This window comes from Polaromonas sp. UC242_47 (assembly GCF_044452385.1).
In the GTDB taxonomy this organism is placed as follows: domain Bacteria; phylum Pseudomonadota; class Gammaproteobacteria; order Burkholderiales; family Burkholderiaceae_C; genus Polaromonas.
The window spans coordinates 3,106,243-3,128,182 of record NZ_JBIOAO010000001.1 but is presented as its reverse complement, the minus strand read 5'-3'; the positions used below and the strand labels follow the sequence as shown (position 1 = coordinate 3,128,182).

General features: G+C 62.2%; 18 protein-coding genes. 12 read left to right on the top strand and 6 right to left on the bottom strand.

The window, feature by feature from the left end:
• Positions 1-139 precede the first annotated feature (139 nt).
• The 4 genes from phaC to ybaL all read left to right on the top strand — a co-directional run bounded on the left by phaC (position 140) and on the right by ybaL (position 5,842).
• Positions 140-1,885 (top strand): class I poly(R)-hydroxyalkanoic acid synthase, encoded by a 1,746-nt coding sequence (gene phaC, locus ACHMXK_RS15165; protein WP_397441381.1) that lies wholly within the window; start codon positions 140-142, stop codon positions 1,883-1,885.
• A 30-nt stretch (positions 1,886-1,915) separates the two neighbouring features.
• On the top strand, positions 1,916-3,094 hold the full coding sequence (locus ACHMXK_RS15160) for an acetyl-CoA C-acetyltransferase (protein WP_397441380.1): 1,179 nt from the start codon (positions 1,916-1,918) through the stop codon (positions 3,092-3,094).
• Positions 3,095-3,226: 132 nt separating this feature from the next.
• Positions 3,227-3,964 carry an acetoacetyl-CoA reductase gene (gene phbB / locus ACHMXK_RS15155; RefSeq protein WP_397441379.1) on the top strand — a complete coding sequence of 246 codons (738 nt, stop codon included), beginning with the start codon at positions 3,227-3,229 and terminating at the stop codon, positions 3,962-3,964.
• Between the two features lie 177 nt (positions 3,965-4,141).
• Complete coding sequence (gene ybaL, locus ACHMXK_RS15150) at positions 4,142-5,842, top strand: YbaL family putative K(+) efflux transporter (protein ID WP_397441378.1); 1,701 nt, start codon at positions 4,142-4,144, stop codon at positions 5,840-5,842.
• Positions 5,843-5,896: 54 nt separating this feature from the next.
• Here ybaL and ACHMXK_RS15145 read toward each other — a convergent pair whose 3' ends face one another.
• The 3 genes from ACHMXK_RS15145 to ACHMXK_RS15135 form a co-directional block, all read right to left on the bottom strand.
• Positions 5,897-7,591 carry a PhoH family protein gene (locus ACHMXK_RS15145; RefSeq protein WP_397441377.1) on the bottom strand — a complete coding sequence of 565 codons (1,695 nt, stop codon included), beginning with the start codon at positions 7,589-7,591 and terminating at the stop codon, positions 5,897-5,899.
• A gap of 257 nt (positions 7,592-7,848) precedes the next feature.
• Entirely contained in the window at positions 7,849-8,325 is a 477-nt protein-coding gene (locus ACHMXK_RS15140) for a peroxiredoxin (protein WP_397441376.1), read from the bottom strand.
• A gap of 219 nt (positions 8,326-8,544) precedes the next feature.
• Positions 8,545-8,946, bottom strand: a complete 402-nt coding sequence (locus ACHMXK_RS15135) for an Mth938-like domain-containing protein (protein WP_397441375.1) — start codon at positions 8,944-8,946, stop codon at positions 8,545-8,547.
• Positions 8,947-9,119: 173 nt separating this feature from the next.
• Here ACHMXK_RS15135 and ACHMXK_RS15130 point away from each other — a divergent pair, with 173 nt between their 5' ends.
• Positions 9,120-10,379 (top strand): pyridoxal phosphate-dependent aminotransferase, encoded by a 1,260-nt coding sequence (locus ACHMXK_RS15130; RefSeq protein ID WP_397441374.1) that lies wholly within the window; start codon positions 9,120-9,122, stop codon positions 10,377-10,379.
• Positions 10,376-11,728 carry a homoserine dehydrogenase gene (locus ACHMXK_RS15125; protein WP_397441373.1) on the top strand — a complete coding sequence of 451 codons (1,353 nt, stop codon included), beginning with the start codon at positions 10,376-10,378 and terminating at the stop codon, positions 11,726-11,728. Before ACHMXK_RS15130 ends, ACHMXK_RS15125 begins: the two co-directional genes overlap by 4 nt.
• Before the next feature lie 131 nt (positions 11,729-11,859).
• Here the strand turns inward: ACHMXK_RS15125 and ACHMXK_RS15120 are convergent, their stop codons facing one another.
• Positions 11,860-14,181, bottom strand: coding sequence for a DUF6600 domain-containing protein (locus tag ACHMXK_RS15120; RefSeq protein WP_397441372.1), 2,322 nt, complete (start codon positions 14,179-14,181; stop codon positions 11,860-11,862).
• A 306-nt stretch (positions 14,182-14,487) separates the two neighbouring features.
• Here ACHMXK_RS15120 and thrC point away from each other — a divergent pair, with 306 nt between their 5' ends.
• The 4 genes from thrC to ACHMXK_RS15100 all read left to right on the top strand — a co-directional run bounded on the left by thrC (position 14,488) and on the right by ACHMXK_RS15100 (position 18,027).
• Positions 14,488-15,918 (top strand): threonine synthase, encoded by a 1,431-nt coding sequence (gene thrC / locus ACHMXK_RS15115; protein ID WP_397441371.1) that lies wholly within the window; start codon positions 14,488-14,490, stop codon positions 15,916-15,918.
• A gap of 77 nt (positions 15,919-15,995) precedes the next feature.
• Positions 15,996-16,529, top strand: coding sequence for a molybdopterin-guanine dinucleotide biosynthesis protein B (mobB, locus tag ACHMXK_RS15110; protein ID WP_397441370.1), 534 nt, complete (start codon positions 15,996-15,998; stop codon positions 16,527-16,529).
• A complete protein-coding gene (gene glp, locus ACHMXK_RS15105; RefSeq protein WP_397441369.1) occupies positions 16,526-17,779 on the top strand; it encodes a gephyrin-like molybdotransferase Glp in 1,254 nt (417 codons plus the stop codon). The genes mobB and glp overlap by 4 nt, the downstream gene beginning before the upstream one ends.
• Positions 17,776-18,027, top strand: coding sequence for a MoaD/ThiS family protein (locus tag ACHMXK_RS15100; protein WP_397441368.1), 252 nt, complete (start codon positions 17,776-17,778; stop codon positions 18,025-18,027). Before glp ends, ACHMXK_RS15100 begins: the two co-directional genes overlap by 4 nt.
• 602 nt (positions 18,028-18,629) lie before the next feature.
• Here ACHMXK_RS15100 and dapA read toward each other — a convergent pair.
• Positions 18,630-19,508, bottom strand: a complete 879-nt coding sequence (gene dapA / locus ACHMXK_RS15095; protein WP_397441367.1) for a 4-hydroxy-tetrahydrodipicolinate synthase — start codon at positions 19,506-19,508, stop codon at positions 18,630-18,632.
• 284 nt (positions 19,509-19,792) lie between these two features.
• Between dapA and ACHMXK_RS15090 the strand changes: the two genes are divergently transcribed.
• Positions 19,793-20,272, top strand: coding sequence for a molybdenum cofactor biosynthesis protein MoaE (locus ACHMXK_RS15090; protein WP_397441366.1), 480 nt, complete (start codon positions 19,793-19,795; stop codon positions 20,270-20,272).
• A 9-nt stretch (positions 20,273-20,281) separates the two neighbouring features.
• On the opposite strand, the gene ACHMXK_RS15085 is transcribed toward ACHMXK_RS15090, so the two are convergent.
• On the bottom strand, positions 20,282-20,836 hold the full coding sequence (locus ACHMXK_RS15085; RefSeq protein ID WP_397441365.1) for a MarR family winged helix-turn-helix transcriptional regulator: 555 nt from the start codon (positions 20,834-20,836) through the stop codon (positions 20,282-20,284).
• Positions 20,837-20,895: 59 nt separating this feature from the next.
• Here ACHMXK_RS15085 and ACHMXK_RS15080 point away from each other — a divergent pair, with 59 nt between their 5' ends.
• Positions 20,896-21,906, top strand: coding sequence for a tripartite tricarboxylate transporter substrate binding protein (locus ACHMXK_RS15080; protein WP_397441364.1), 1,011 nt, complete (start codon positions 20,896-20,898; stop codon positions 21,904-21,906).
• Positions 21,907-21,940 lie beyond the last annotated feature (34 nt).

Sequence of the window (21,940 nt, the reverse complement as noted above, 5' to 3'; positions counted from 1 at the left end):
TCCACAAAAGGCAGGAAGGACTTTTTGCAATTTTTCCACGATACTAGATCCAAGAGACGATAAGCCGGACGCGGAATCGACCGGCATCACCCTCGCTAAAGCAGATACAAAGTCCTGTCGAAAGAAGAGGGAGTCAAGTATGAATTCTGAGGCAAACTGGGCCCAGGCGGCTCAGCAGATGCAAGAGACCTTGGGCGAGGGCTTGAAGCAAGCCATGAGCGCCATGGCCGGTGTTGGTTTGGGCACCGCGCCGGGGTTTGCCCAGCTCGGCATGCCAGAACTGCCCAAGGCGGGTCCGCCGCTGCAACTGGACCCGGCCAAGCTGCTGGAAATCCAGCAAAGCTATCTGCAGGAAGCCAGCGCCTTGTGGAACGGCGGTCTGCAGGCCGCTGGCGCACAAGCCGCCGCCGACCGGCGTTTTTCAGCCGAAGCCTGGCACAAAAACCCGGTGGCCGAGTTTGCCGCCTCCGCCTATCTGCTCAATGCCCGCACCCTGATGGGCCTGGCCGATGCCTTGCAGGGCGATGCCAAAACCCGGGCCCGCGTGCGTTTTGCGGTCGAGCAGTGGATGGCGGCAGCCGCGCCCAGCAACTTTCTGGCGCTCAATGCCGACGCGCAGAAAAAAGCCATAGACACCCAGGGCGAGAGTATTGCCCAGGGCCTGACCAACCTGCTGCACGACATGAAGCAGGGCCATGTGTCGATGACGGACGAAAGTATTTTCGAAATCGGCAAAAACGTGGCCACCACCGAAGGTGCGGTGGTGTTTGAAAACGAATTTTTCCAGCTGATCGAATACAAACCGCTGACCGCCAAGGTGTACGAAAAACCTTTTCTGCTGGTGCCGCCCTGCATCAACAAATATTACATCCTCGATCTGCAGCCCGACAACTCGCTGATCCGTTATGCCGTGGCGCAAGGCCATCGCACTTTTGTGATCAGCTGGCGCAACCCCGACGAGTCCATGGCCGAAAAAACCTGGGACGACTACATCGAACACGCGGTCATCCAGGCGATCACGGTCACGCAGGACATCACCGGCGCCAAATCCATCAATGCCCTGGGTTTTTGTGTGGGCGGCACCATGTTGGCCACCGGGCTGGCGGTGCTGGCGGCGCGCGGTGAAAAACCGGTGACCAGCGCCACTTTCCTGACGTCCTTGCTCGAGTTCAGCGACACCGGCATCCTGGACATCTTCATCGATGAACAGTCCGTCCAGTTCCGCGAAATGCAGATGGGCCAGGGCGGCCTGCTCAAGGGCCAGGACCTGGCCTCGACCTTCAGCTTTTTGCGCCCCAACGACCTGGTCTGGAACTATGTGGTCGGCAACTACCTCAAGGGCGAGACGCCGCCGCCGTTTGACCTGCTCTACTGGAACAGCGATTCGACCAATCTGCCGGGGCCGTATTACGCCTGGTACCTGCGCAACACCTATTTTGAAAACAACCTGGCCAAACCCGGCAAGCTGACGGTGTGTGGCGAAAAAATCGACCTGGGCAAGGTGGATTTACCGGTCTACATCTATGGCTCGCGCGAGGACCATATCGTGCCCGTCGCCGGCGCCTATGCCTCAACGCAGTTGTTGCCGGGCAAGAAACGTTTTGTCATGGGCGCTTCCGGCCACATCGCCGGCGTGATCAACCCGCCTGCCAAAATGAAACGTTCCTACTGGACCAACGACAAGTCGGCCCAGGGCAAGTTCGCGGCCTCGCAAGCGGATTGGCTCAAGGGTGCGCAGGAGCATCCCGGCAGCTGGTGGACCGACTGGTCGGACTGGCTCAAAGGCCAGGCCGGCAAACAAATTGCCGCGCCCAAAACGTATGGCAGCCGCAGCTACAAAACCATAGAAGCCGCCCCCGGCCGTTACGTCAAGGCCAGGGCCTGAACCCTTAACACTCAAGCGGAGAAAGACATCATGGAAGACATCGTTATTGTTTCAGCCGGCCGCACCGCGGTTGGAAAATTTGGCGGCAGCCTGGCCAAAACGCCCGCCACCGAACTCGGTGCGGCAGTCATCAAGGCCGTGCTGGAGCGCGCGGGCCTGTCGTCTGAGTTGATCGGCGAGGTCATCCTGGGCCAGGTACTGGCGGCCGGTGTGGGCCAGAACCCCGCGCGCCAAAGCGTGGTGAAAGCCGGCTTTCCGCATGCGATTCCCGGCCTGACCATCAATGCCGTGTGTGGCTCCGGCCTGAAGGCCGTGATGCTGGCGGCCCAGGCCGTGGCGACCGGCGACAGCGAAATCGTGATTGCCGGCGGCCAGGAAAACATGAGCGCCGCACCGCATGTGCTCAACGGCTCGCGCGACGGCCAGCGCATGGGTGACTGGAAAATGATTGACTCCATGATCGTCGACGGCTTGTGGGACGTCTACAACCAGTACCATATGGGCATCACCGCTGAGAACGTGGCGAAAAAATACAGCATCAGCCGCGAGATGCAGGACGCCCTCGCGCTGGCCAGCCAGACCAAGGCCATGGCGGCGCAAGACGCCGGCAAGTTCAAGGACGAGATCATCCCGTTTTCCATCGCGCAGAAGAAGGGGGATCCCCTGGTTTTTGCCGCCGATGAATTCATCAACCGCAAGACCAGCGCCGAAGGCCTGGCCGGCTTGCGCCCCGCGTTTGACAAGGCCGGTGGCGTGACGGCCGGCAATGCCTCGGGCATCAACGACGGCGCGGCCGCCGTCATGGTGATGACGGCCAAAAAAGCCGCGGCGCTGGGTTTGACACCCATGGCCCGCATTGCCAGCTACGCCACCACCGGGCTGGACCCGGCCTACATGGGCATGGGGCCGGTGCCCGCCTCGACCAAGGCGCTGGCCAGGGCCGGCTGGAAGGCGCAAGACCTGGACCTGCTGGAGATCAACGAAGCCTTTGCCGCGCAGGCCTGCGCCGTCAACAAGGAAATGGCTTGGGACACCAGCAAGGTCAATGTCAACGGCGGTGCCATCGCGATTGGCCACCCCATAGGCGCGTCCGGCTGCCGCATCTTGGTCACGCTGATCCACGAGATGATGCGGCGTGATGCCAAAAAAGGCATTGCCAGCCTGTGTATAGGCGGCGGCATGGGGGTTGCCCTCACACTGGAACGCTAAATATGAGTTAAAACAGTCCCTAGCCCTTATGCAGAGGGCGCAATTAGCTATTTATTTGATAGCGATTGAGGGTTGCGGTATGGCATGACTTTTGCAAACACGATTCAGAATTACAAAACAAGGAGTACACAAATGGCTAAACGAATTGCATACGTCACAGGCGGCATGGGTGGGATAGGAACCGCGATTTGCCAGCGCCTGCACAAGGATGGCTTCACCGTGGTGGCCGGTTGCGGCCCGACGCGCGATGCCAAAAAATGGCTGGATGAGCAACAAGCCCTCGGCTACACCTTCTACGCCTCGGTCGGTAATGTCGGCGACTGGGACTCCACCGTGGCGGCATTTGACAAGGTCAAGGCCGAACACGGCCCGGTCAGTGTGCTGGTCAACAACGCCGGTATCACGCGCGACGGCCAATTCCGCAAAATGAGCAAGGCCGACTGGGACGCGGTGATCTCCACCAACCTGGACAGCATGTTCAACGTCACCAAACAGGTGATCGAAGGCATGATCGAAGGCGGTTACGGCCGCATCGTCAACATCTCCTCGGTCAACGGCCAGAAGGGCCAGTTCGGCCAGGTCAACTACTCCACCGCCAAGGCCGGCTTGCACGGCTTCACGATGGCCCTGGCGCAAGAGGTGGCGGCCAAAGGTGTGACAGTCAACACCGTGAGCCCGGGCTACATCGGCACCGACATGGTCAAGGCGATACGCCCTGACGTGCTGGAGAAAATCGTCGCCGGTGTGCCTGCCAAACGGCTGGGCACGCCCGAAGAAATTGCCTCCATCATTTCGTGGATTGCGTCGGACGAAGGCGGTTATGCGACCGGCGCAGACTTCTCGCTGAATGGTGGTTTGCACATGGGCTAAGGCCCGGTGTGCCTTCAAAAAGAAAACCCGCTTCGGCGGGTTTTTTGCTTTCTGTTTTTATAATGAAATCTGGCTGGAAAGCTTTCAATCATTTTTCCGTTCTGCGGCTGGCGCTTGTTGCTGACAAGCTGCCGCGCAGGGTTTCCCTCAACCGTTTTTCTTGAAGGACTTCCCTCGATGCCGCACAGCGTCTCCCTCATCAGCACCATCGCCGCGGGTCTTGGCCTGGCTTTGATCTTTGGCTTTCTGGCTGCACGCCTGAAGCTGCCGTCCCTGGTCGGTTACCTGTTGGCAGGTGTGGTCATCGGGCCTTTCACCCCTGGCTTTGTGGCGGACGCCGGGATTGCCAGTCAACTGGCCGAGATCGGCGTGATGTTGTTGATGTTCGGCGTGGGCCTGCACTTTTCCCTGGATGATTTGCTGGCGGTGCGCAAGATCGCCGTGCCGGGGGCCGTGGTGCAGATGACGGTCGCCACAGCGCTGGGCATGGGCCTGGCGCATTGGTGGGGCTGGAACCTGGGGGGTGCGCTGGTGTTTGGCCTGTCCTTGTCCGTGGCCAGCACGGTGGTGTTGCTGCGTGCGCTGGAAAGCCGGGGTGTGCTGGACTCGGCCAACGGACGTATTGCCGTCGGCTGGCTGGTGGTGGAAGACCTGGCCATGGTCTTGGTGCTGGTCTTGTTGCCGCCGCTGGGCGGCTGGTTGTCCGGCAAGGCCGGGACGGATATGAACACCTTGTGGAAGACGCTGGGCATCACCTTGCTGCAAGTCGGCGGTTTTGTGGCCTTGATGCTGCTGGTGGGGCGACGCTTTTTTCCGTGGGTGCTCTGGCAGGTGCAGCGCACCGGCTCGCGCGAGTTGTTCACCCTGTGTGTGGTGGCTGCCGCGGTGAGTATTGCGTTTGGCGCCACGGCTCTTTTTGGGGTGTCGTTTGCGCTCGGTGCTTTTTTTGCCGGCATGGTGATGCGGGAGTCGGAGTTCAGTCACCGCGCCGCCGAAGAGTCCTTGCCGCTGCGCGACGCCTTCGCTGTGTTGTTTTTCGTCTCGGTGGGCATGTTGTTTGACCCTTGGGTACTGATAGAGCGGCCGCTGCAGGTGCTGGCGGTGGTCGCCATCATTGTGGTTGGCAAATCGCTGGCGGCCGCGGCCCTGGTGCTGGCGTTTCGATACCCGCTGAACACTGCGCTGACGGTGTCGGCCAGCCTGGCGCAGATTGGCGAGTTCTCTTTTATCCTGGTGGCCATGGGCGCTTCGCTGGGCTTGCTGCCGCCCGAAGGGCAAAGCCTGGTGCTGGCCGGGGCGCTGATTTCCATGGCGCTGAACCAGCTGGTGTTCAAGGCGGTGGAGCCGCTGCAACAATGGATTTTGGCGCGCTCGGCGCTGGCCCGAAAACTCGAAGCGCGTGACGACCCGCTGGCCGAGTTGCCTGCCAGCACCGAAGAAAAATACCTGTCGCGCCAGGTGGTCTTGGTCGGTTATGGCCGGGTTGGGCGGCGCATCGCCGCGGCTTTGATGGCCCACCGCCTTCCTTTTGTGGTGGTTGAGCAAAACCGCGAGATGGTTGAAAAGTTGCGTGCGGACGGCCTGATGGCGGTGTCCGGCGATGCCTCGGAAGCCGTGGTGCTGGTGCAGGCGCACATTGCCACCGCCCGCATGTTGGTGATTGCCACCGCCGATACCTTGAACGTGCGGCAAATGATTGCCACCGCCCGCACACTCAACCCGGGCATTGAAACCGTGGTGCGCTCCCACAATGAAGCCGAGGCCAGGTTGCTGGAAAACGAAAACGCCGGCAAAGTTTTTCTGGGCGAACATGAACTGGCGCAGTCGATGACGCGCCATGTGCTGGAGCGCTCCGCCGTTGTGCGGGCACACGCCTGAACACAGTAGCACCGCCCGCAGCAAGGCTGCGGCCGGTGTACAAGGCCTGGAACTTTAAAGCACTTCGCTGGCGAAATCGGCCAGCCGTGAACGCTCGCCACGCGCCAGCGTGATGTGGCCGCCGTGTGGCCAGCCCTTGAAACGATCCACCGCGAAGGTCATGCCCGACGAACCTTCGGTCAGGTAGGGCGTGTCGATCTGCGCCAGATTGCCCATGCAGATGATCTTGGTGCCGGGGCCGGCGCGGGTGATCAGTGTTTTCATCTGTTTGGGCGTCAGGTTTTGCGCCTCGTCGATGATGACGTATTTGTTCAGGAAGGTGCGACCGCGCATGAAGTTCATGCTTTTGACCTTGATGCGTGAACGGATCAGCTCGTTGGTGGCGGCACGGCCCCATTCCCCGGAGCCGCTGTCGTTTTTGCCCAGCACTTCGAGGTTGTCGTCGAGCGCGCCCATCCAGGGGCCCATTTTTTCCTCTTCGGTGCCCGGCAGAAAACCGATGTCTTCACCAACCGACACCGTGGCCCGGGTCATGATGATTTCGGTGTAACGCCTGTCGTCCAGCACCTGCGTCAGGCCGCTGGCCAGCGCCATCAGCGTTTTGCCCGTGCCTGCCGTACCGGCCAGGGTGACGAAGTCCACTTCGGGGTCCATCAGCAGGTTCATCGCGAAGTTTTGTTCGCGGTTGCGCGTCGTGATGCCCCACACCGCGTTTTTGAGGTGGTTGAAGTCTTTCAGCGTTTTCAGCACCGCTGTTTTGGCGCGAATTTCGGTGACCCGTGCGTACAGCGGCGGCTCGCCCGGCGCCTCGAAAAAGACAAACTGGTTGATCAGCAGGCTGCCGACAATGGGGCCGGTGATGCGGTAGAAGGTGTGGCTGCCCTGTTGCCAGCTTTCTATGGTTTTGCTCTGGCGCGTCCAGAAGTCCACCGGCAGCGCCAGTGAACCGGCGTACAACATGTCGCCGTCGTCCAGGGTCTTGTCGTTCTGGTAGTCGTCGGTGGCCAGGCCCAGGGCCCTGGCCTTGACACGCATGTTGATGTCTTTGGAGACCAGCACCACTTCGCGCGGGGCGTATTCCTTGCGCAGGGCTTCCACCACGCCCAGGATCTGGTTGTCGGCCTTGCCCTGGGGCAGGCTCATGGGCAGCGAATAATCCAGCGGTTTGGTCTGGAAGAACAGGCAGCCGCCCGCTCCGCGGTGGCCGGTGGTGTCGAGTTTCAGGCCTTTGGCGATGTCGGCGCCGTTGGTGCCGGCCAGCGCGTCCAGGGTGCGGCTGGTCTGGCGGGCATTACGTGCCACTTCCGTCATGCCTTTTTTGTGACCGTCCAGCTCTTCGAGCACGATCATGGGCAAAAAGATGTCGTGTTCCTCGAAGCGGAACAGGCACATCGGGTCGTGCATCAGCACATTGGTGTCCAGCACAAACAGCTTGGCCGGGCCGGTGTGTTTGGGCTTTTTCGTTTTGGCGGCGGGTTGAGGCCGGACCGGTGTCGGCTCGCTATGTTTATGATAGCTTTCAACGCCCGTGCTGGCTGGGCTGGTGGCCTCTTTGGCCAAGAAAACGGCGGGTCGTTCAACTTCGCCGCCGGTCGAGCGGCTGTCGAACAGGTCAAGCGCCGGCCGCTTGTTGGCCGGCTCGGCCTGTTCTGTTTTTCGTGTGGTTTTGGCGGGTGACCGTGCCGGCGCATCGAAAGCGGCGGCGGAGAGCAGAGCGGCACGTTTGGTCGGGGCGGGTGGCAAGGGCATGGTGCTTTAAGCTCACAAAGTTAAGAAGGTCAGTTCGGTCTATTCGGTGCTCGGACGCATGGCGGCGTTGCGTGCCGCCCGGCATCCCAGGCATCGGATGTCAAGAAGCCTTCTGTGGTTCAAAAAACGAAAAAGCCGCCTGGAGGCCAAGGCGGCTTTTTCGTTGGGCGCAGTCGCTAAGGTCAACAGCATGAAGTCACTATACACGACTCCCGTGTCACGCCAATCGGCTGCGGAACAGACTTTTTTGCAGTCTGTCAGGCGGCTTTTTTCAGGGCCTTGACGGCCTTGAGCACGTCGTCCACATGGCCTGGCACTTTCAGGCCGCGCCACTCTTCCTTGAGCATGCCATCGGCACCGATCAGGAAGGTGCTGCGCTCAATGCCTTTGACTTTTTTGCCGTACATGATCTTGTTCTTGACGACGCCGAACATGTGGCACATTTTTTCTTCGGTGTCGGCAATCAGCTCGAAAGGCAGCTCAAGCTTGGCCTTGAACTCATCGTGCGACTTCATGTTGTCGCGCGAGACGCCGAACACGGTGGCGCCGGCCTTGACGAAGTCTTTGTAACGATCGCGAAACTGCATGGCTTCTGTTGTACAGCCAGGGGTATTGTCTTTAGGGTAAAAATACAGGACGACAACGTGGCCCAGGTGGGTTTGGTTGGAGACCTTGACGCCGCCGGTGGCGTTGGCTTCAAATTCGGGGAGTGGTTTATTGACGACGACTGCCATACTGCGTAGACCCTGACGAAAGTAGTTGTAATTAGCCGTTGGCTCTTGGTAGCAACATTGGGCTTGACCACAAGGGTTAGCCGGACCTTGTACCAAATGCAACCCTTGATTTTACTCTGAAAGCACCGGGGAGCCCTAGCGCTTGGTCCCTGGAAGCGAAAACCGCGCCACAGTGGCCGCTTGGCGCCCTTGTGCCCCAAGCCCGGCAAGGGCCTGAAATCAGCTCTCCGCGCGGTCTGGCGTTTCCATCAGCAGGGCCACCACCACGTTTCTGCCTTCACCGGCCAGGATGTTGTAGGTCCGGCAAGCGGCCACCGTGTCCATGGTTTCCACGCCTATGCGCTGGGCCATCAGGCCGCGCAGAAAGGCTGGCGGCGGAAAACGCAGCCGGCTGCCGCTGCCAAAAATCACCAGTTCGGGCCGGGTTTCGGCCAGGCGTGAAAAGTGCGCCTCGGTGAGGTCCTCGAAACGGCTGCAGGCCCAGTCAAACTTTTCACCGCGTGAGCCGATCACCACGCTGTGCTCGATTTTTTCGGCCACGCCCTTGTTGCCCAGACCGATCCAGCCGGGGCCATAGCCAAGAATGGATTGAACGTCGAGGTGGTCGGGTTGCAGTTTCATGCGGTGTTCGGGAGGTGGAGTGCTTGCTGGCGACCGGCGAAGTTGCGGTTTTATGTGGTCAAATTATAGATTCCGTCCGAATTTCCCGTGGCCTGCTGTGCTTGCTTCGGTTGCCAGTGGGGTTGTCAGCGTCCTTGATGGCGTGGTTTTTGCCTTAATTTTCTAAAAACTTCATGAAACCGATCACCAAATCTGCCAAATTAGCCAATGTGCTTTACGACATTCGCGGCCCCATCATGGACGCCGCCAAACAGATGGAGGAAGAGGGGCAAAAGCTCATCAAACTCAATCTGGGCAACCTCGCGGTGTTCGGTTTTGATGCGCCTGAAGAAGTCCAGCAGGACATGATTCGCAACCTGCCGGCCTCGGCCGGTTATTCGGACAGCAAGGGCATTTTTGCGGCGCGCAAGGCCGTGATGCACGAAACCCAAAAGCAGGGCATCAAAGGTGTCACGCTGGACGACATTTACCTGGGCAACGGCGCCAGCGAGTTGATCGCGATGGCCACCAACGCCTTCCTCGACGATGGCGACGAACTGCTGCTGCCGGCGCCGGACTACCCGCTGTGGACCGCCAGCACCAGCCTGTCGGGCGGCACACCGGTGCATTATGTTTGCGACGAATCCAATGGCTGGATGCCCAATCTGGACGACATTCGCGCCAAGATCACGCCCCGGACCAAAGGCATCGTGGTCATCAACCCGAACAACCCGACCGGCGCCTTGTATTCGGACGCCTTGCTGCACAGCATTGTCGAGATTGCCCGTGAACATGGCCTGGTGATCCTGGCTGACGAGGTCTACGACAAGGTCTTGTACGACGGTGTCAAACACACGGCCATCGCCAGCCTGTCCACCGATGTGCTGACCCTGACCTTCAACTCGCTGTCCAAGAGTTACCGTTCCTGCGGTTACCGCGCCGGCTGGCTGGTGGTGTCCGGCCCGAAGAAACAGGCGCAGGACTACATCGAAGGCCTGAACATGCTGGCCAACATGAAGTTGTGCTCCAACGTGCCGGGCCAGTGGGCCATCCAGACCGCGCTGGGCGGCTACCAGAGCATCAACGACCTGACCGGCGAGGGCGGCCGCCTGCGGCGCCAGCGCGATCTGGCCTACGAGCTGATCACCGCGATTCCGGGTGTGAGCTGCGTCAAGCCCAGCGCGGCGCTCTACATGTTTCCCCGGCTGGACCCCAAGGTCTACCCGATCACCGACGACCGGCAGTTTTTCCTGGAACTGCTCAAGGAAACCAAGGTGATGCTGGTGCAAGGCACGGGTTTCAACTGGGCCGCGCCTGACCACTTCCGCATCGTCTTTTTGCCGCATGAAGAAGACTTGCGCGAAGCGATTGGCCGCATCGCCACCTTCCTCGAAAGCCGACGCAACAAGGTGCCGGCGCCCGCCGCCCACGCGGCCGATCTGATTCTTAAATGACCCCTCTAGCAATGACACCAAGCAACCTCAAACCGATCAAAGTAGGCCTTCTGGGCATGGGCACCGTGGGCAGCGGTGTGTTCACCGTGCTCAAGCGCAACCAGGAAGAAATTTTTCGCCGCGCCGGTCGCGGCATAGCAATCGCCATGGTGGCGGACCTGGACACGGCCCGTGCGCAAAGCGCCGCCGGTGCCGGCGTGGAAGTGGTGGCCGACGCCCGTGCGGTGATCGCCAACCCCGAGATCGACATCGTCATCGAGCTGATCGGTGGTTACGGCATTGCCAAACAACTGGTGCTGGAAGCGATTGAAGCCGGCAAACATGTGGTCACGGCCAACAAGGCCCTGCTGGCCGTGCATGGCACCGAAATTTTTGCCGCGGCGCACCGCAAGGGCGTGATGGTGGCGTTTGAGGCCGCGGTGGCCGGTGGCATTCCCATCATCAAGTCGCTGCGTGAAGGCCTGACTGCCAACCGCATCGAATGGGTGGCCGGCATCATCAATGGCACGACCAACTTCATCCTGAGCGAAATGCGCGACAAGGGCCTGGACTTTGGCGTGGTGCTCAAGGAGGCGCAGCGCCTGGGTTATGCCGAGGCCGACCCGACCTTTGACATCGAAGGTGTGGACGCCGCGCACAAAGTCACCCTGATGTCGGCGATTGCCTTTGGCATCCCGGTGCAGTTTGACAAGGCTTATGTCGAGGGCATCACCCAACTGGGCGCGCAGGACATCAAATACGCCGAGCAACTGGGTTACCGCATCAAACTGCTGGGCATCACCAAAAAGACCGCCAAAGGCATTGAGCTGCGTGTGCACCCCAGCCTGGTGCCGGCCAAACGTTTGATCGCCAATGTCGAAGGCGCGATGAATGCTGTGATGGTGCATGGCGATGCCGTGGGCACCACGCTGTATTACGGCAAGGGCGCCGGCAGCGAGCCGACGGCCAGCGCGGTGATTGCCGACCTGGTCGACATCACACGCCTGAACACGAGTGATCCGCTGCACCGCGTACCGCACCTGGCTTTCCAGCCCAATGCCATGAGCGACACCCCGGTGCTGGCCATGAGCGAGGTGGTCACCAGTTATTACCTGCGCCTGAACGTGGCCGACGAAGCCGGCGTGCTGGCCAGGGTCACCGGCATCCTGGCCGAAGCCGGCATCAGCATTGATGCCGTGTTGCAGCGTGAAGCCGATGAAGTTGGCGGCGAAGGTTCGACCCAGACCGACCTGATCATCCTGACCCATGACTGCGTGGAAGCGAAGATGAACGGCGCGCTGGCACAGATGCAGGCACTGAACACGGTGTTGTCGCCGATCACACGTATCCGCAAGGAAGAACTGGCCTGATCGGCCACAGGGCGCCTGCTGGCGCCCTGATGTTAAATTTTCAAGGAAAAAGAGCTTCCAGCCCCCTATAGTCCTGGGCTGATAGCTATAAAAACAATAGCGACCAGAGCGGGGCTGGCGGCATGCCCGGTTCATTGCTCGGTGCTTTGTTTTGGCCGACCTTCGGGCCTGGGTCCTCCCCGTTCGTTGGTGTTGTCTGCCGGCCGCGCCGCCCGGCGCACCTCCTGTTGCCGTTGTTGCTCGCTGGCCTGGCGCTGCTGCGCTTGTTCGGCACGTTGCTGTTGTTGCGCTTGCTGTTGCTGCTGGCGAACCTGTTCCTGCTGCCGCTGGGCCTGCTCATGCATGGCGCGCTGCTGGTTCAGCGCCTCTTCGCTTTGCCGACGTTGCTGGGCCTGTTCGGCGCGTTGTTGTTGCTGCGCCTGCTGCTGAGCTTGTTGTTGAACTTGCTGCTGGCGTGCCAGTTCCTGTTGTTTTTGCGCCTGCTGCTCACGCATGGCGCGCTGCTGGCTGAGTGCCTCTTCGTTTTGCCGGTGTTGCGCCTGCTCGGCACGTTGTTGCTGCTGCGCCCGCTGGGCCTGCTCCATCGCATTGCGTTCGGCCGCGGCGCGGGCCTCCGGGTTCACAGCAGGGGCACTGCCGTTTTTCTGCGCCTGATCGCGCAAGGCCCGCTGCCTCTGCGACTCGTCGGCCTGCCGGCGCAGTGCGTCCTGCTGCTGACGTTCCTGGTCGCGCTGCAGTTGTTGCTGCTCGCGTGGTACCCGCTGTCCGGCGTCGATGGCGCTGCGGTCGGGGGCGGGCGGCGTGAGCCGACCCGGCCTGGTGGCTGGCGGCTGTGCACCCAGCACACCGGCGGGAAGCGGCTGGGCCGGCGTGCGCGCCTCGGCCGGGGCATTGCGCTCAGCGTTGCCAGGCCGGTTGTCCGGTCGTGCGGCGCGCGGGTCCTCCTGGCGCTGCGCGGCCTCGCGTCCTTCGCCCCGCCGGTTGCCCTGGTTAGCCACCACCGGTCTGGCGATGATCGCGGCGGGCGGTAGCGCGGCCGCGGGCTGCAGACGCTCGCGCATCTCGGGGCGTTGCGGCAACGCGCTTCGGTCAGTCACCACCGGCGCCCGGTTCAGGTCGGCGGCGCTCAGGGCCTGGCGGCTGCCGTGCACCGGCCGGCCGCGCACAAAATCGTCCCGGCTGATGGCGGTCACGGCGGCCGGTTGGCGCTGGTAGCGGTAGACATTGTTCACGTTGGTCGTGTTGTTGATCACGATGTTGTTGTTCATCTGGGCGATGTAGCGCGGGCTGGCTCGGTAGGCCGGCCGGAAGGCTTCACCCGGGGCCAGCGGGAACCAGCCTATGCCTGGCCGTGGGCCGCCCGTGCCTATGGAAATGTTCCAGTTCAAGCCGCCGCTGCCGCCGCCCACAAAGGCGACCAGCGCCGGGGCATACACCGGACGCGCCGGCAGACGGCCGGGCACCCAGGCCCAGCGCGGGCCTATCTGTGCCCAGCGGCCGTAGTGAAACGGGGCAAAGCCCCAGGGCGCGTCGTCCACCCAGGTCCAGCCCCAGGGCGCGATCCAGCCCCAGTGGCCCATGCTGTAGGGCGCCCAGTGCACAGGCACGCTGCGCGGCAGCCAGATGGCACCGTAGGCCAGGTCCTGGCGCCAGTCGCCATAGTCGTCGAGCTGCTGGTAGCCGGTGATTTCGCGCGGAATATAACGCGCCGACACCGACTGGTCTTCGCGCCGGTCGCGGTCGGCGGCCCACAGGTCAAAGCTGTCCGCCTGCGCGGCGCCGGGGGCGGCGGGCGCGAGTTGTGTGCCGCTGAAGCTGGCCTGTTGCTGGGTGAGCAGCGTGACTGCGCTGTTGTTGTCGCCATACACCGTGCCGTTGCCAGCCTGCACCACGACCCGGGTGGTGTCGCTGGCCGGGTTGGCATCCAGGCGGTAATCGCCCGGCTGTGAAATCACAAACGTCAGGTTGGGCGTGTCGATTTCCAGGCGCTGGCCCTCAAACAAGGTACGAACGCGCAACTGCAGGCTGCCTTGCGCCAGGTGCAACTGGGTCAGGCTGTCGTCCAGGGTCAAAAAGTCCAGGCTGGTTTGCTCACTCATACGTATCGCGGTCGAACCCATGTGTAATTCCGAGCGTGCGCGCGGGCCGGTCCAGAGCCGGTCACCGCCGGTCAGGGGCCGGTTCAGCTCGGCGGCGGTCCAGTCCGGGCGGTCCGGCGTGCCGCTGTCCGCCGCCGCAAAACTCACAGGGCCTTCGGCCAGGTTCAGGCGGGCGACGCGGCCGGGCGGGTCCAAAGACGGCCCGGATTGCTGGGCCCAGGCCGCGCTTTGCAGCACCGTCAGCAGCAAAATAAGCAACAAAAAAGCTGCCGCCAGGGCCGAGCGCCGGCGGGGATGGGGCGAGGGTGGCGCAAAGCGGGCGTGAAACCAGGCGGATGTGGGATGTGAGGTCATGTGGCGCTCTCCTGCGGTCGTGTAGGGCACGAAATGGGGCTGGGGCCGGGAAAAATCCGGCCCTCTGCTGTCATAACGCGCCAGACCCGGACCGGACTGCTAAGCCCCTGTAAAGAGTGCTGCCATTGGTGTTTAAAAGCGGGGCTGTGGCTGGCGATTTGCCTCGCGCGGCCAGGCCAGGGCCTCGCCATACAATCACAGTCATGCTTTCGCCGCCAGGCGCTTGTGGGCCTGCTTTGTCCATAGCCCCGGCAGGCCAGGCGGAGACACCCTTCTTGCCCTGAAATTTTCGTCCTCATTTCCACGATGCACTACCAGTCCACCCGCGGCAACCCTGACCGCAAACGTTTCTGCGAAATCCTGCTCGAAGGCCTGGCGCCCGATGGCGGGCTGTATTTGCCCGAGGTTTATCCGCAAGTCGATGCCAGCACCTTGGACAAATGGCGCGTGATTTACGACGAATCAGGTTATGCCGCGCTGGCTTTTGAAGTCTTGTCGCTGTACATCGACGACATTCCGGCGGCCGACCTGCAAACCATTTGCCGCAAGACTTACACCGAAGAGGTGTTTGGCAGCAAAGAAATCGTTCCCTTGCGCGCGCTGGAGCCGGGCCTCTACCTGGAGGCCTTGTCCAACGGCCCGACCCTGGCCTTCAAGGACATGGCCATGCAGTTGCTGGGCAACCTGTTCGAGTACGAACTGGCGCGCCGCGGCGAAGAACTCAACATCCTGGGCGCCACCAGCGGCGACACCGGCAGCGCCGCCGAATACGCGATGCGCGGCAAAAAAGGCGTGCGTGTCTTCATGACCTCGCCGCAAGGCCGCATGAGCCCCTTCCAGCAGGCGCAAATGTTCAGCCTGCAGGACGACAACATCCACAACCTGGCGCTCGAAGGGGTGTTCGACGACTGTCAGGACATCGTCAAGGACGTGTCCAACGACCTGGACTTCAAGCGCCAGTACAAGATTGGCACCGTCAACTCCATCAACTGGGCACGCCTGATGGCCCAGGTGGTGTATTACTTTGCCGGTTATTTCCAGGCCACGGCGTCCACCGGCGGCGGCCGCATCAGCTTCACCGTGCCGTCCGGCAACTTCGGCAATGTCTGCGCCGGCCATGTGGCCCGCATGATGGGGCTGCCGATTGCGAAACTGGTGGTGGCCACCAATGAGAACGATGTGCTCGACGAGTTTTTCCGCACCGGCGTGTACCGCGTGCGCGCCAGCGCCGACACCCACGAAACCTCCAGCCCGTCCATGGATATTTCCAAGGCCTCGAACTTCGAGCGTTTTGTGTTCGACCTGCTGGGCCGGGACGCGGCGCGAGTCGCCGACCTGTTCGGCACCCAACTGTCGCAAACAGGCAGTTTCGATTTGAGCGGCGACCCCGCCTTCCAGGCTGCCGCCCAGCGTTACGGTTTTGCCAGCGGCAAAAGCACCCACGCGGACCGCTTGCAGACCATACGCGAGACCTTCGAGCGTTTCGGCACCATCATCGACACCCACACGGCCGACGGCCTGAAGGTGGCACGCGCCTACCTGCAGGCCGGCGTGCCCATGGTGGTGCTGGAGACCGCCTTGCCGATCAAATTCGCCGAGACCATTGAAGAGGCGCTGGGCCGTTCACCGACACGGCCCGCGAAGTTTGAAGGCATTGAAGCCCTGCCCAAACGTGTGGTGGTCATGCCTGCCGACGTCAGCCTGGTCAAGGCCTATATCGCCAAGACTGTGGATTAAATCGGCCGCTAGCCCATACAGGTCGAGCGCAATCAGCTATTTAATTGATAGCGAACCAGGATCGGTGGAAACTGTTTATGAACGTGGTTGCATTCGCCGGTTACTCCGGCTCCGGGAAAACAAGTTTGGTGGAGCGCCTGATCCCCGTGCTCAAGCAGCGCGGCTTGCGGGTCTCCGTTGTCAAGCACGCGCACCACAGCTTCGACATCGACCACCCGGGCAAGGACACCTACCGCCATCGTGTGGCCGGTGCCTTTGAGGTGGTGGTCGCGTCTGAAAGCCGGCTGGCGCTGATCCGCGAGTTCGAGCAGCCGGCCGAGTTGTCGGTGCACCACCTGATTGCCGAGCTGTACGAAGGTGTCGACTGGGTGCTGGTGGAAGGTTTCAAAAGCAGCGACCTGCTGAAAGTGGAAGTCTGGCGTGCCGCCACCGGCAAACCGGTGCGTTACCCGGACGATCATTTTGTGGTTGCCGTCGCCACCGATACACCAGAGCAACTGCCGGAGAGCACCCTCAGACCGATACTGGATTTGAACGACGTCGAAGCCCTGGCCACTTGGCTGATCGACAATCAAGAACGCTTTGTTTACCGTCCCGAGTTGTATTCATGAACACCCCCACCGCCAAGCCCGCTGTCCGTCCACCGCTGCGTGCACTGGATGAGGCCCTGGCCGAACTGCTGGCCCATGCCATCCCACTGACCGGCCGCGAGACCGTCTCCACCTTTGACGCCGACGGCCGCGTGTTGGCCCAGGACGTGGTCTCCGCGCTGCAGGTGCCGCCCGAAGACAACAGTTCCATGGATGGTTATGCCGTGCGTGTGGCCGAGGTGCTGGATGCCACCGTGGCGCTGCGCGTGTCGCAGCGCATTCCCGCCGGCAGCGCCGGCAGCGCGCTGGAACCCGGCACGGTGGCGCGCATTTTCACAGGCGCACCGATTCCCGCAGGCGCCGATGCCGTGGTGATGCAGGAAGACACGGAAACACTGGCCGACCAAGACGGTTTTGTGCGTATCAAGCAGGCGCCGCAGCCGGCACAGTGGATTCGCCGCGCCGGTGAAGACGTCACGCGCGGCGCCACGGTGCTCTCAAAAGGAGAGCTGCTTTCGCCTGCTGCGCTTGGGCTGGCGGCCAGTATTGGCATGGATGTCTTGCAGGTGGCGAAACGCCCGCGGGTGGCGCTGTTTTCCACCGGCGACGAACTGGTGATGCCTGGCGAAGTCGCCCCGGCGCAGATGCGGCCGGGCGCGATCTACAACTCCAACCGTTTCTTTTTGCGCGCCTTGCTGCAACGCCTGGGCTGCGAGGTGAGCGACCTGGGCATCGTGCCGGACCAGCGTGAAGCCACGCTGGACGCGCTGCGCAGCGCCAGCCAGGCGCACGACCTGATCCTGACCAGCGGCGGCGTATCCGTCGGTGAAGAAGACCACATCAAACCCGCGGTGCAGCAACTGGGTTCGCTGGACCTCTGGCAGATCGCCATCAAGCCGGGCAAACCGTTTGCTTACGGCCAAGTCGGCGCGGCGCATTTCATCGGCCTGCCGGGCAACCCGGTGTCCAGCTTCATCACCTTCCTGGTGCTGGTGCGGCCCTTTTTGCTCAAGCTGCAGGGCGCGAGTGTGCTGCAGACACAGCCCTTGGCCATGCGTGCCGATTTCGACTGGCCACGCGCCGACAAACGCCGCGAGTTTTTGCGCGTCAAACGTAATGCCGCCGGCGGGCTGGACCTGTTTGCCAACCAGAGTTCGGGCGTGTTGACCTCGGCGGTCTGGGGCGATGGCGTGATCGACAACCCCGCGGGCCGGACCATTGCCCATGGCGACACGGTGCAGTTCATCCCGTTTTCGGCGCTGCTGTCATGAAAGTCACGGTCAAATATTTTGCGTCCATCCGCGAAGCCATCGGGCAGGGCAGCGAGTTGCGCGACACAACCGCCACCACCTTGGCCGGCCTGCGCGACGAGTTGCTGGCCGTCAGCCCCGCACATGCGGACAGCCTGGCGCGCGGCAAGGCGGTGCGTATGGCGCTGAACCAGGTGATGAGTGATGAGACGGCGACGCTCAGCGAAGGTTGTGAAGTTGCTTTTTTCCCGCCCGTGACAGGCGGCTGATCCAGCCCACGTACATCCAAGCGCTGCACGCCCGCGCTTGTATCAACAAGCCCTTTGCGCATTCTGAGGACGCTTCTCAAGGGTTCGCTTGTCCTACTGTGATGCGCGTCAATAGACGGCAGGTTTGTCTCAGCTCCGGTGTTGTCATGAAATCACCGGATGGATCCCCTTCGTGGAAACCGGCCAACCTAAGAGGCTTTGAGATGAAATATGCAACAACTTCACTTTTGCTGATCGCGTTACTGGGGCTAGCCGCCTGCACCGGACCCATGGGCCCGCAAGGCAACACCGGCAACACAGGCTATACCGGTGCAACCGGAGAGGCTGGCAGCCAGGGGAGTACCGGCTACACCGGTGCCACAGGTGCCACGGGCGCGACGGGTAACCAGGGAAACACAGGTTACACGGGAGCAACGGGGGAGACCGGTAGCCAGGGCAATACCGGAAACACCGGCTACACGGGTGCAACAGGTGCTACGGGCAGAACCGGTGCCGGTGGTGCAAGTGGCAGCACCATCGTGGTCGTTCCTCCCAAGCAGTAGAGCGGGAACACCCCCAAGCTTGTCCATCGTGTGGATGGCTGGCTGTTTCCGGGGGTGACTTCAACCCATACGCGCATCCAGTTGCTGCAGGTGTTCGGCCAGCGCCATTGACGCCCGTGTCATCGGGCTGCGCAGTTCATTGCTCAGCAGCCCTTGCTGGGCCATCAGTGCCTTGAGCGGGCCCGGGTTGGGCTCCGCAAACAAACCCGTTATCAACGGCAGCAACGGCTGCCACAAGGTGTCGGCCCCGGCCAGGTCGCCGGCCCGGATACGCCGCAACACCGCCACAAAACGCGCCGTGTGGACATGGGCCGCCGCCGCAATCGCGCCGTGGCCGCCTTGGGCCAGGGTAGAGAAAATGTTCGCATCTTCCCCCGCCAGCACCTGCAGCCGGCCATCGGCGATCAGGGCCTGTGTTTTGACCGGGTCGCCGCCGCAATCTTTCAGGGCGGTAATACGCGGATGATCGGCCAGCGCCAGCAGGGTGGCCAGATCTATCTGGCTGCCGGTGCGGTAGGGGATGTCGTACAGAATCACAGGCGCCGCGCTGACATCGGCCAGGCTGCTGAACCACTCGATGAGGCCGGCCTGGGACGGCCGGATGTAGCTGGGTGCCGGCAACAGGATGCCGGCGATGTTCAGCACGCCCAGAGCCTGGATGCGTGCCGCCGTTTTGCCCAGGTGGTAACCCGACACACCCATGACCACCGGCAGGCCGCCCGCTTCGGCCAGCACGGTGTGCAGCACGGCCAACTGCTCCTCGTCGTTCAGCGCGGCGGCTTCGCCGGTGGAGCCGCAAACCACCAGCCCGCTGATGCCGCTGGCGCGGTAATGCCGCACCAGGCGTTTCAGGGCGATGTGGTCAACCTCGTGTTGCGCAAAGGGGGTGACCAGCGGAAGCCAGAGGCCGGAAAAATTCTGAGTCTGAGGGGTTGGCATAAAGACACTTTCCAAAAAACTGACCGGCTAAAAAGGCCGTCATCAGAACAAGAGAAAGGTGTCCGCAAAGGAGGGGGATGTCAGTGGCGGTTCCATCGCTCATTCGACGACGGAACCGCAGCCCCGGTCAAATGAGCAACGGTTTTTTTGACTGGCTGGCAGCCGCTTCATGGCCGCGGACGCAGCAGGGCGTCCGGGTGGTAAGAAGGTGGCGGTGACCAGTCATGGCGCAAATCTTAGCGGATGTGCCGGCTTTGGGCGAGGGCTGGTGGCAAAATTGACACATGGCTTCTTCACCCCGTGTCCTGATCACCACCGACGACTTCAATCTGGCCGATGAGGTGGCCGCGCTGCGTGCCAACGACAAACGGGTCGGCGCGGTTTGCAGTTTTATCGGCACAGTGCGCGATCGCAATGACGGCCTGGGCGTCAGCAGCATGGAGCTGGAGCATTACCCCGGCATGACCGAAAAAGCCATCGAGGCCATGATTGACGAGGCGCATCAGCGTTTTGACATTTACGCCGCCCGCGTGATCCACCGCGTGGGCCTGCTGCAGCCGCTGGACCAGATTGTTCTGGTGGCCGTGAGTTCGGCGCACCGTGGCGAGAGTTTCCAGGCCTGCGAGTTTTTGATGGACTACCTCAAGACCCAGGCACCGTTCTGGAAAAAAGAGCAGACCGCTGAAGGCGCACGCTGGGTGGACGCGCGTGTCAGCGACGACGCGGCCCTGGCCAAATGGGGCATCCGGGCCAGCAACGCTTAAGCATCCGCTTTATTTCGGCTTGGTTTTTTCTTCCGAGCTGTCCTGGCCAGGCGGCACAAAAGCGGCCCGTGCCTCGCTTTCCAGCCCGGCGGTCAACAACTGCAACAAATCCACAAACTGGGTTTGCTGCTCTTTGTTCAGAGGCGCCATCAGGCGGTGGTAGGCACGTTCGGCCGGTTCCTGCGCCTGTTTGAGCAAACTCAAACCTTCCGCCGACAGCGAAATCGACAAATTGCGCCGGCTCGCCGGTGCCGGTGCGCGTGCGATCAGGCCGCGTGTTTCCAGGCCGCGCAACACACGCAAGACCGTCACCTTGTCAAAGCCCAAGGCCCGCGCCAGGCTGGACTGGTCCAGCCCGGGGCTGGCGCGCAACACGCTGAGCACGCCGAACTGGGCCGGCGTCAGCCCGACGTTGCGGCATTCATCTTCAAAAACGGCGGCCGAGATCTGGTGCGCCCGGCGCAGGAGGAAGCCGGGGCGGGCGTAAAGCTGGGAAAGGATATGAAAAGCGGGCACAGTAGGGTGGGGCGTCTGGCAGGCGTCAAGCCGGCTAAGGGAATTCATGGATTGTGCCTCCCTGGATTTTGGTGAAAATGGTTAGCATGCAAACAAAGAGGCAGATCATGAAGCATACCTCCCTTCCCGCCCGCCGTCTTGCCCTTCACCTGGGGGTGTTGCTGGCCGCCACGGCCGCCAGCGCCGGCCTGCTGGCGCAGACAACAACGCCAACGGCGGCGGCGCTGCCGCAGACGCCTATCCGCCTGGTCGTGCCGTTCACACCGGGCACCGGCATTGATCTGATTGCCCGCACGATTGGCCCCAAGTTGTCCGAACGCCTGGGGCGGCCGGTGCTGGTGGACAACCGCGCCGGTGCCTCCGGCAACATCGGCACCGAAGCCGTGGTGCGTGCCGCGCCCAACGGTGCGACCTTGCTGGTCACCGTCAACACCCTGGTGATGAACGCCAGCCTGTATCCGCAACTGCCGTTTGACCCGGTGAAAGACCTGACGCCGGTGTCGCTGACCAGCTGGGGCCAGCTGATTCTGGTGGCCAACCCCAAGACCGGCTTTAAAAGTGCGACCGAGCTGGTGGCGGCGGCCCGCCAGTCGCCCGGCCGCATCAATTACGGATCGCCCGGGGTCGGTACGCCGCATCACCTGTCCATGGAGCTGTTCAAGGCCACGGCGGGGGTGTTTGTCACGCACATTCCTTACCGCGGCACCGGCCCGGCGGTCACCGACCTGCTGGGCGGCCAGATCGACACCATGTTTTTGCCCATCCACGTGGCTTTGCCGCATGTGAAAGCCGGCAAGCTGCTGGCGCTGGGCATTGGCAGCGACAAGCGCCACCCGCTGCTGCCCGAGGTGCCTACGCTGGCCGAGGCCAAGGCCGGCAATGTCAACGTGGACATGTGGTACGGCATCTTCGCGCCGCCCGGCACGGCGCCCGAGCTGGTGGCGCTGCTGAACCGCGAGATCAAGGACATCTTGCTGAGTGACGATGTCAAAAAAGCCTTCCAGACCCAGGGCATGGACCCCAGCAGCAGCACGCCGGGCGAGTTCAAAAGCCTGGTCGAAAAAGATGCCAAACGCTGGGCCCAGCTCATCAAGGCCCAAGGCATCTCTGCCGACTGACCTGTTGGCGTGCCTGAGTTGCTATAAAAAATGT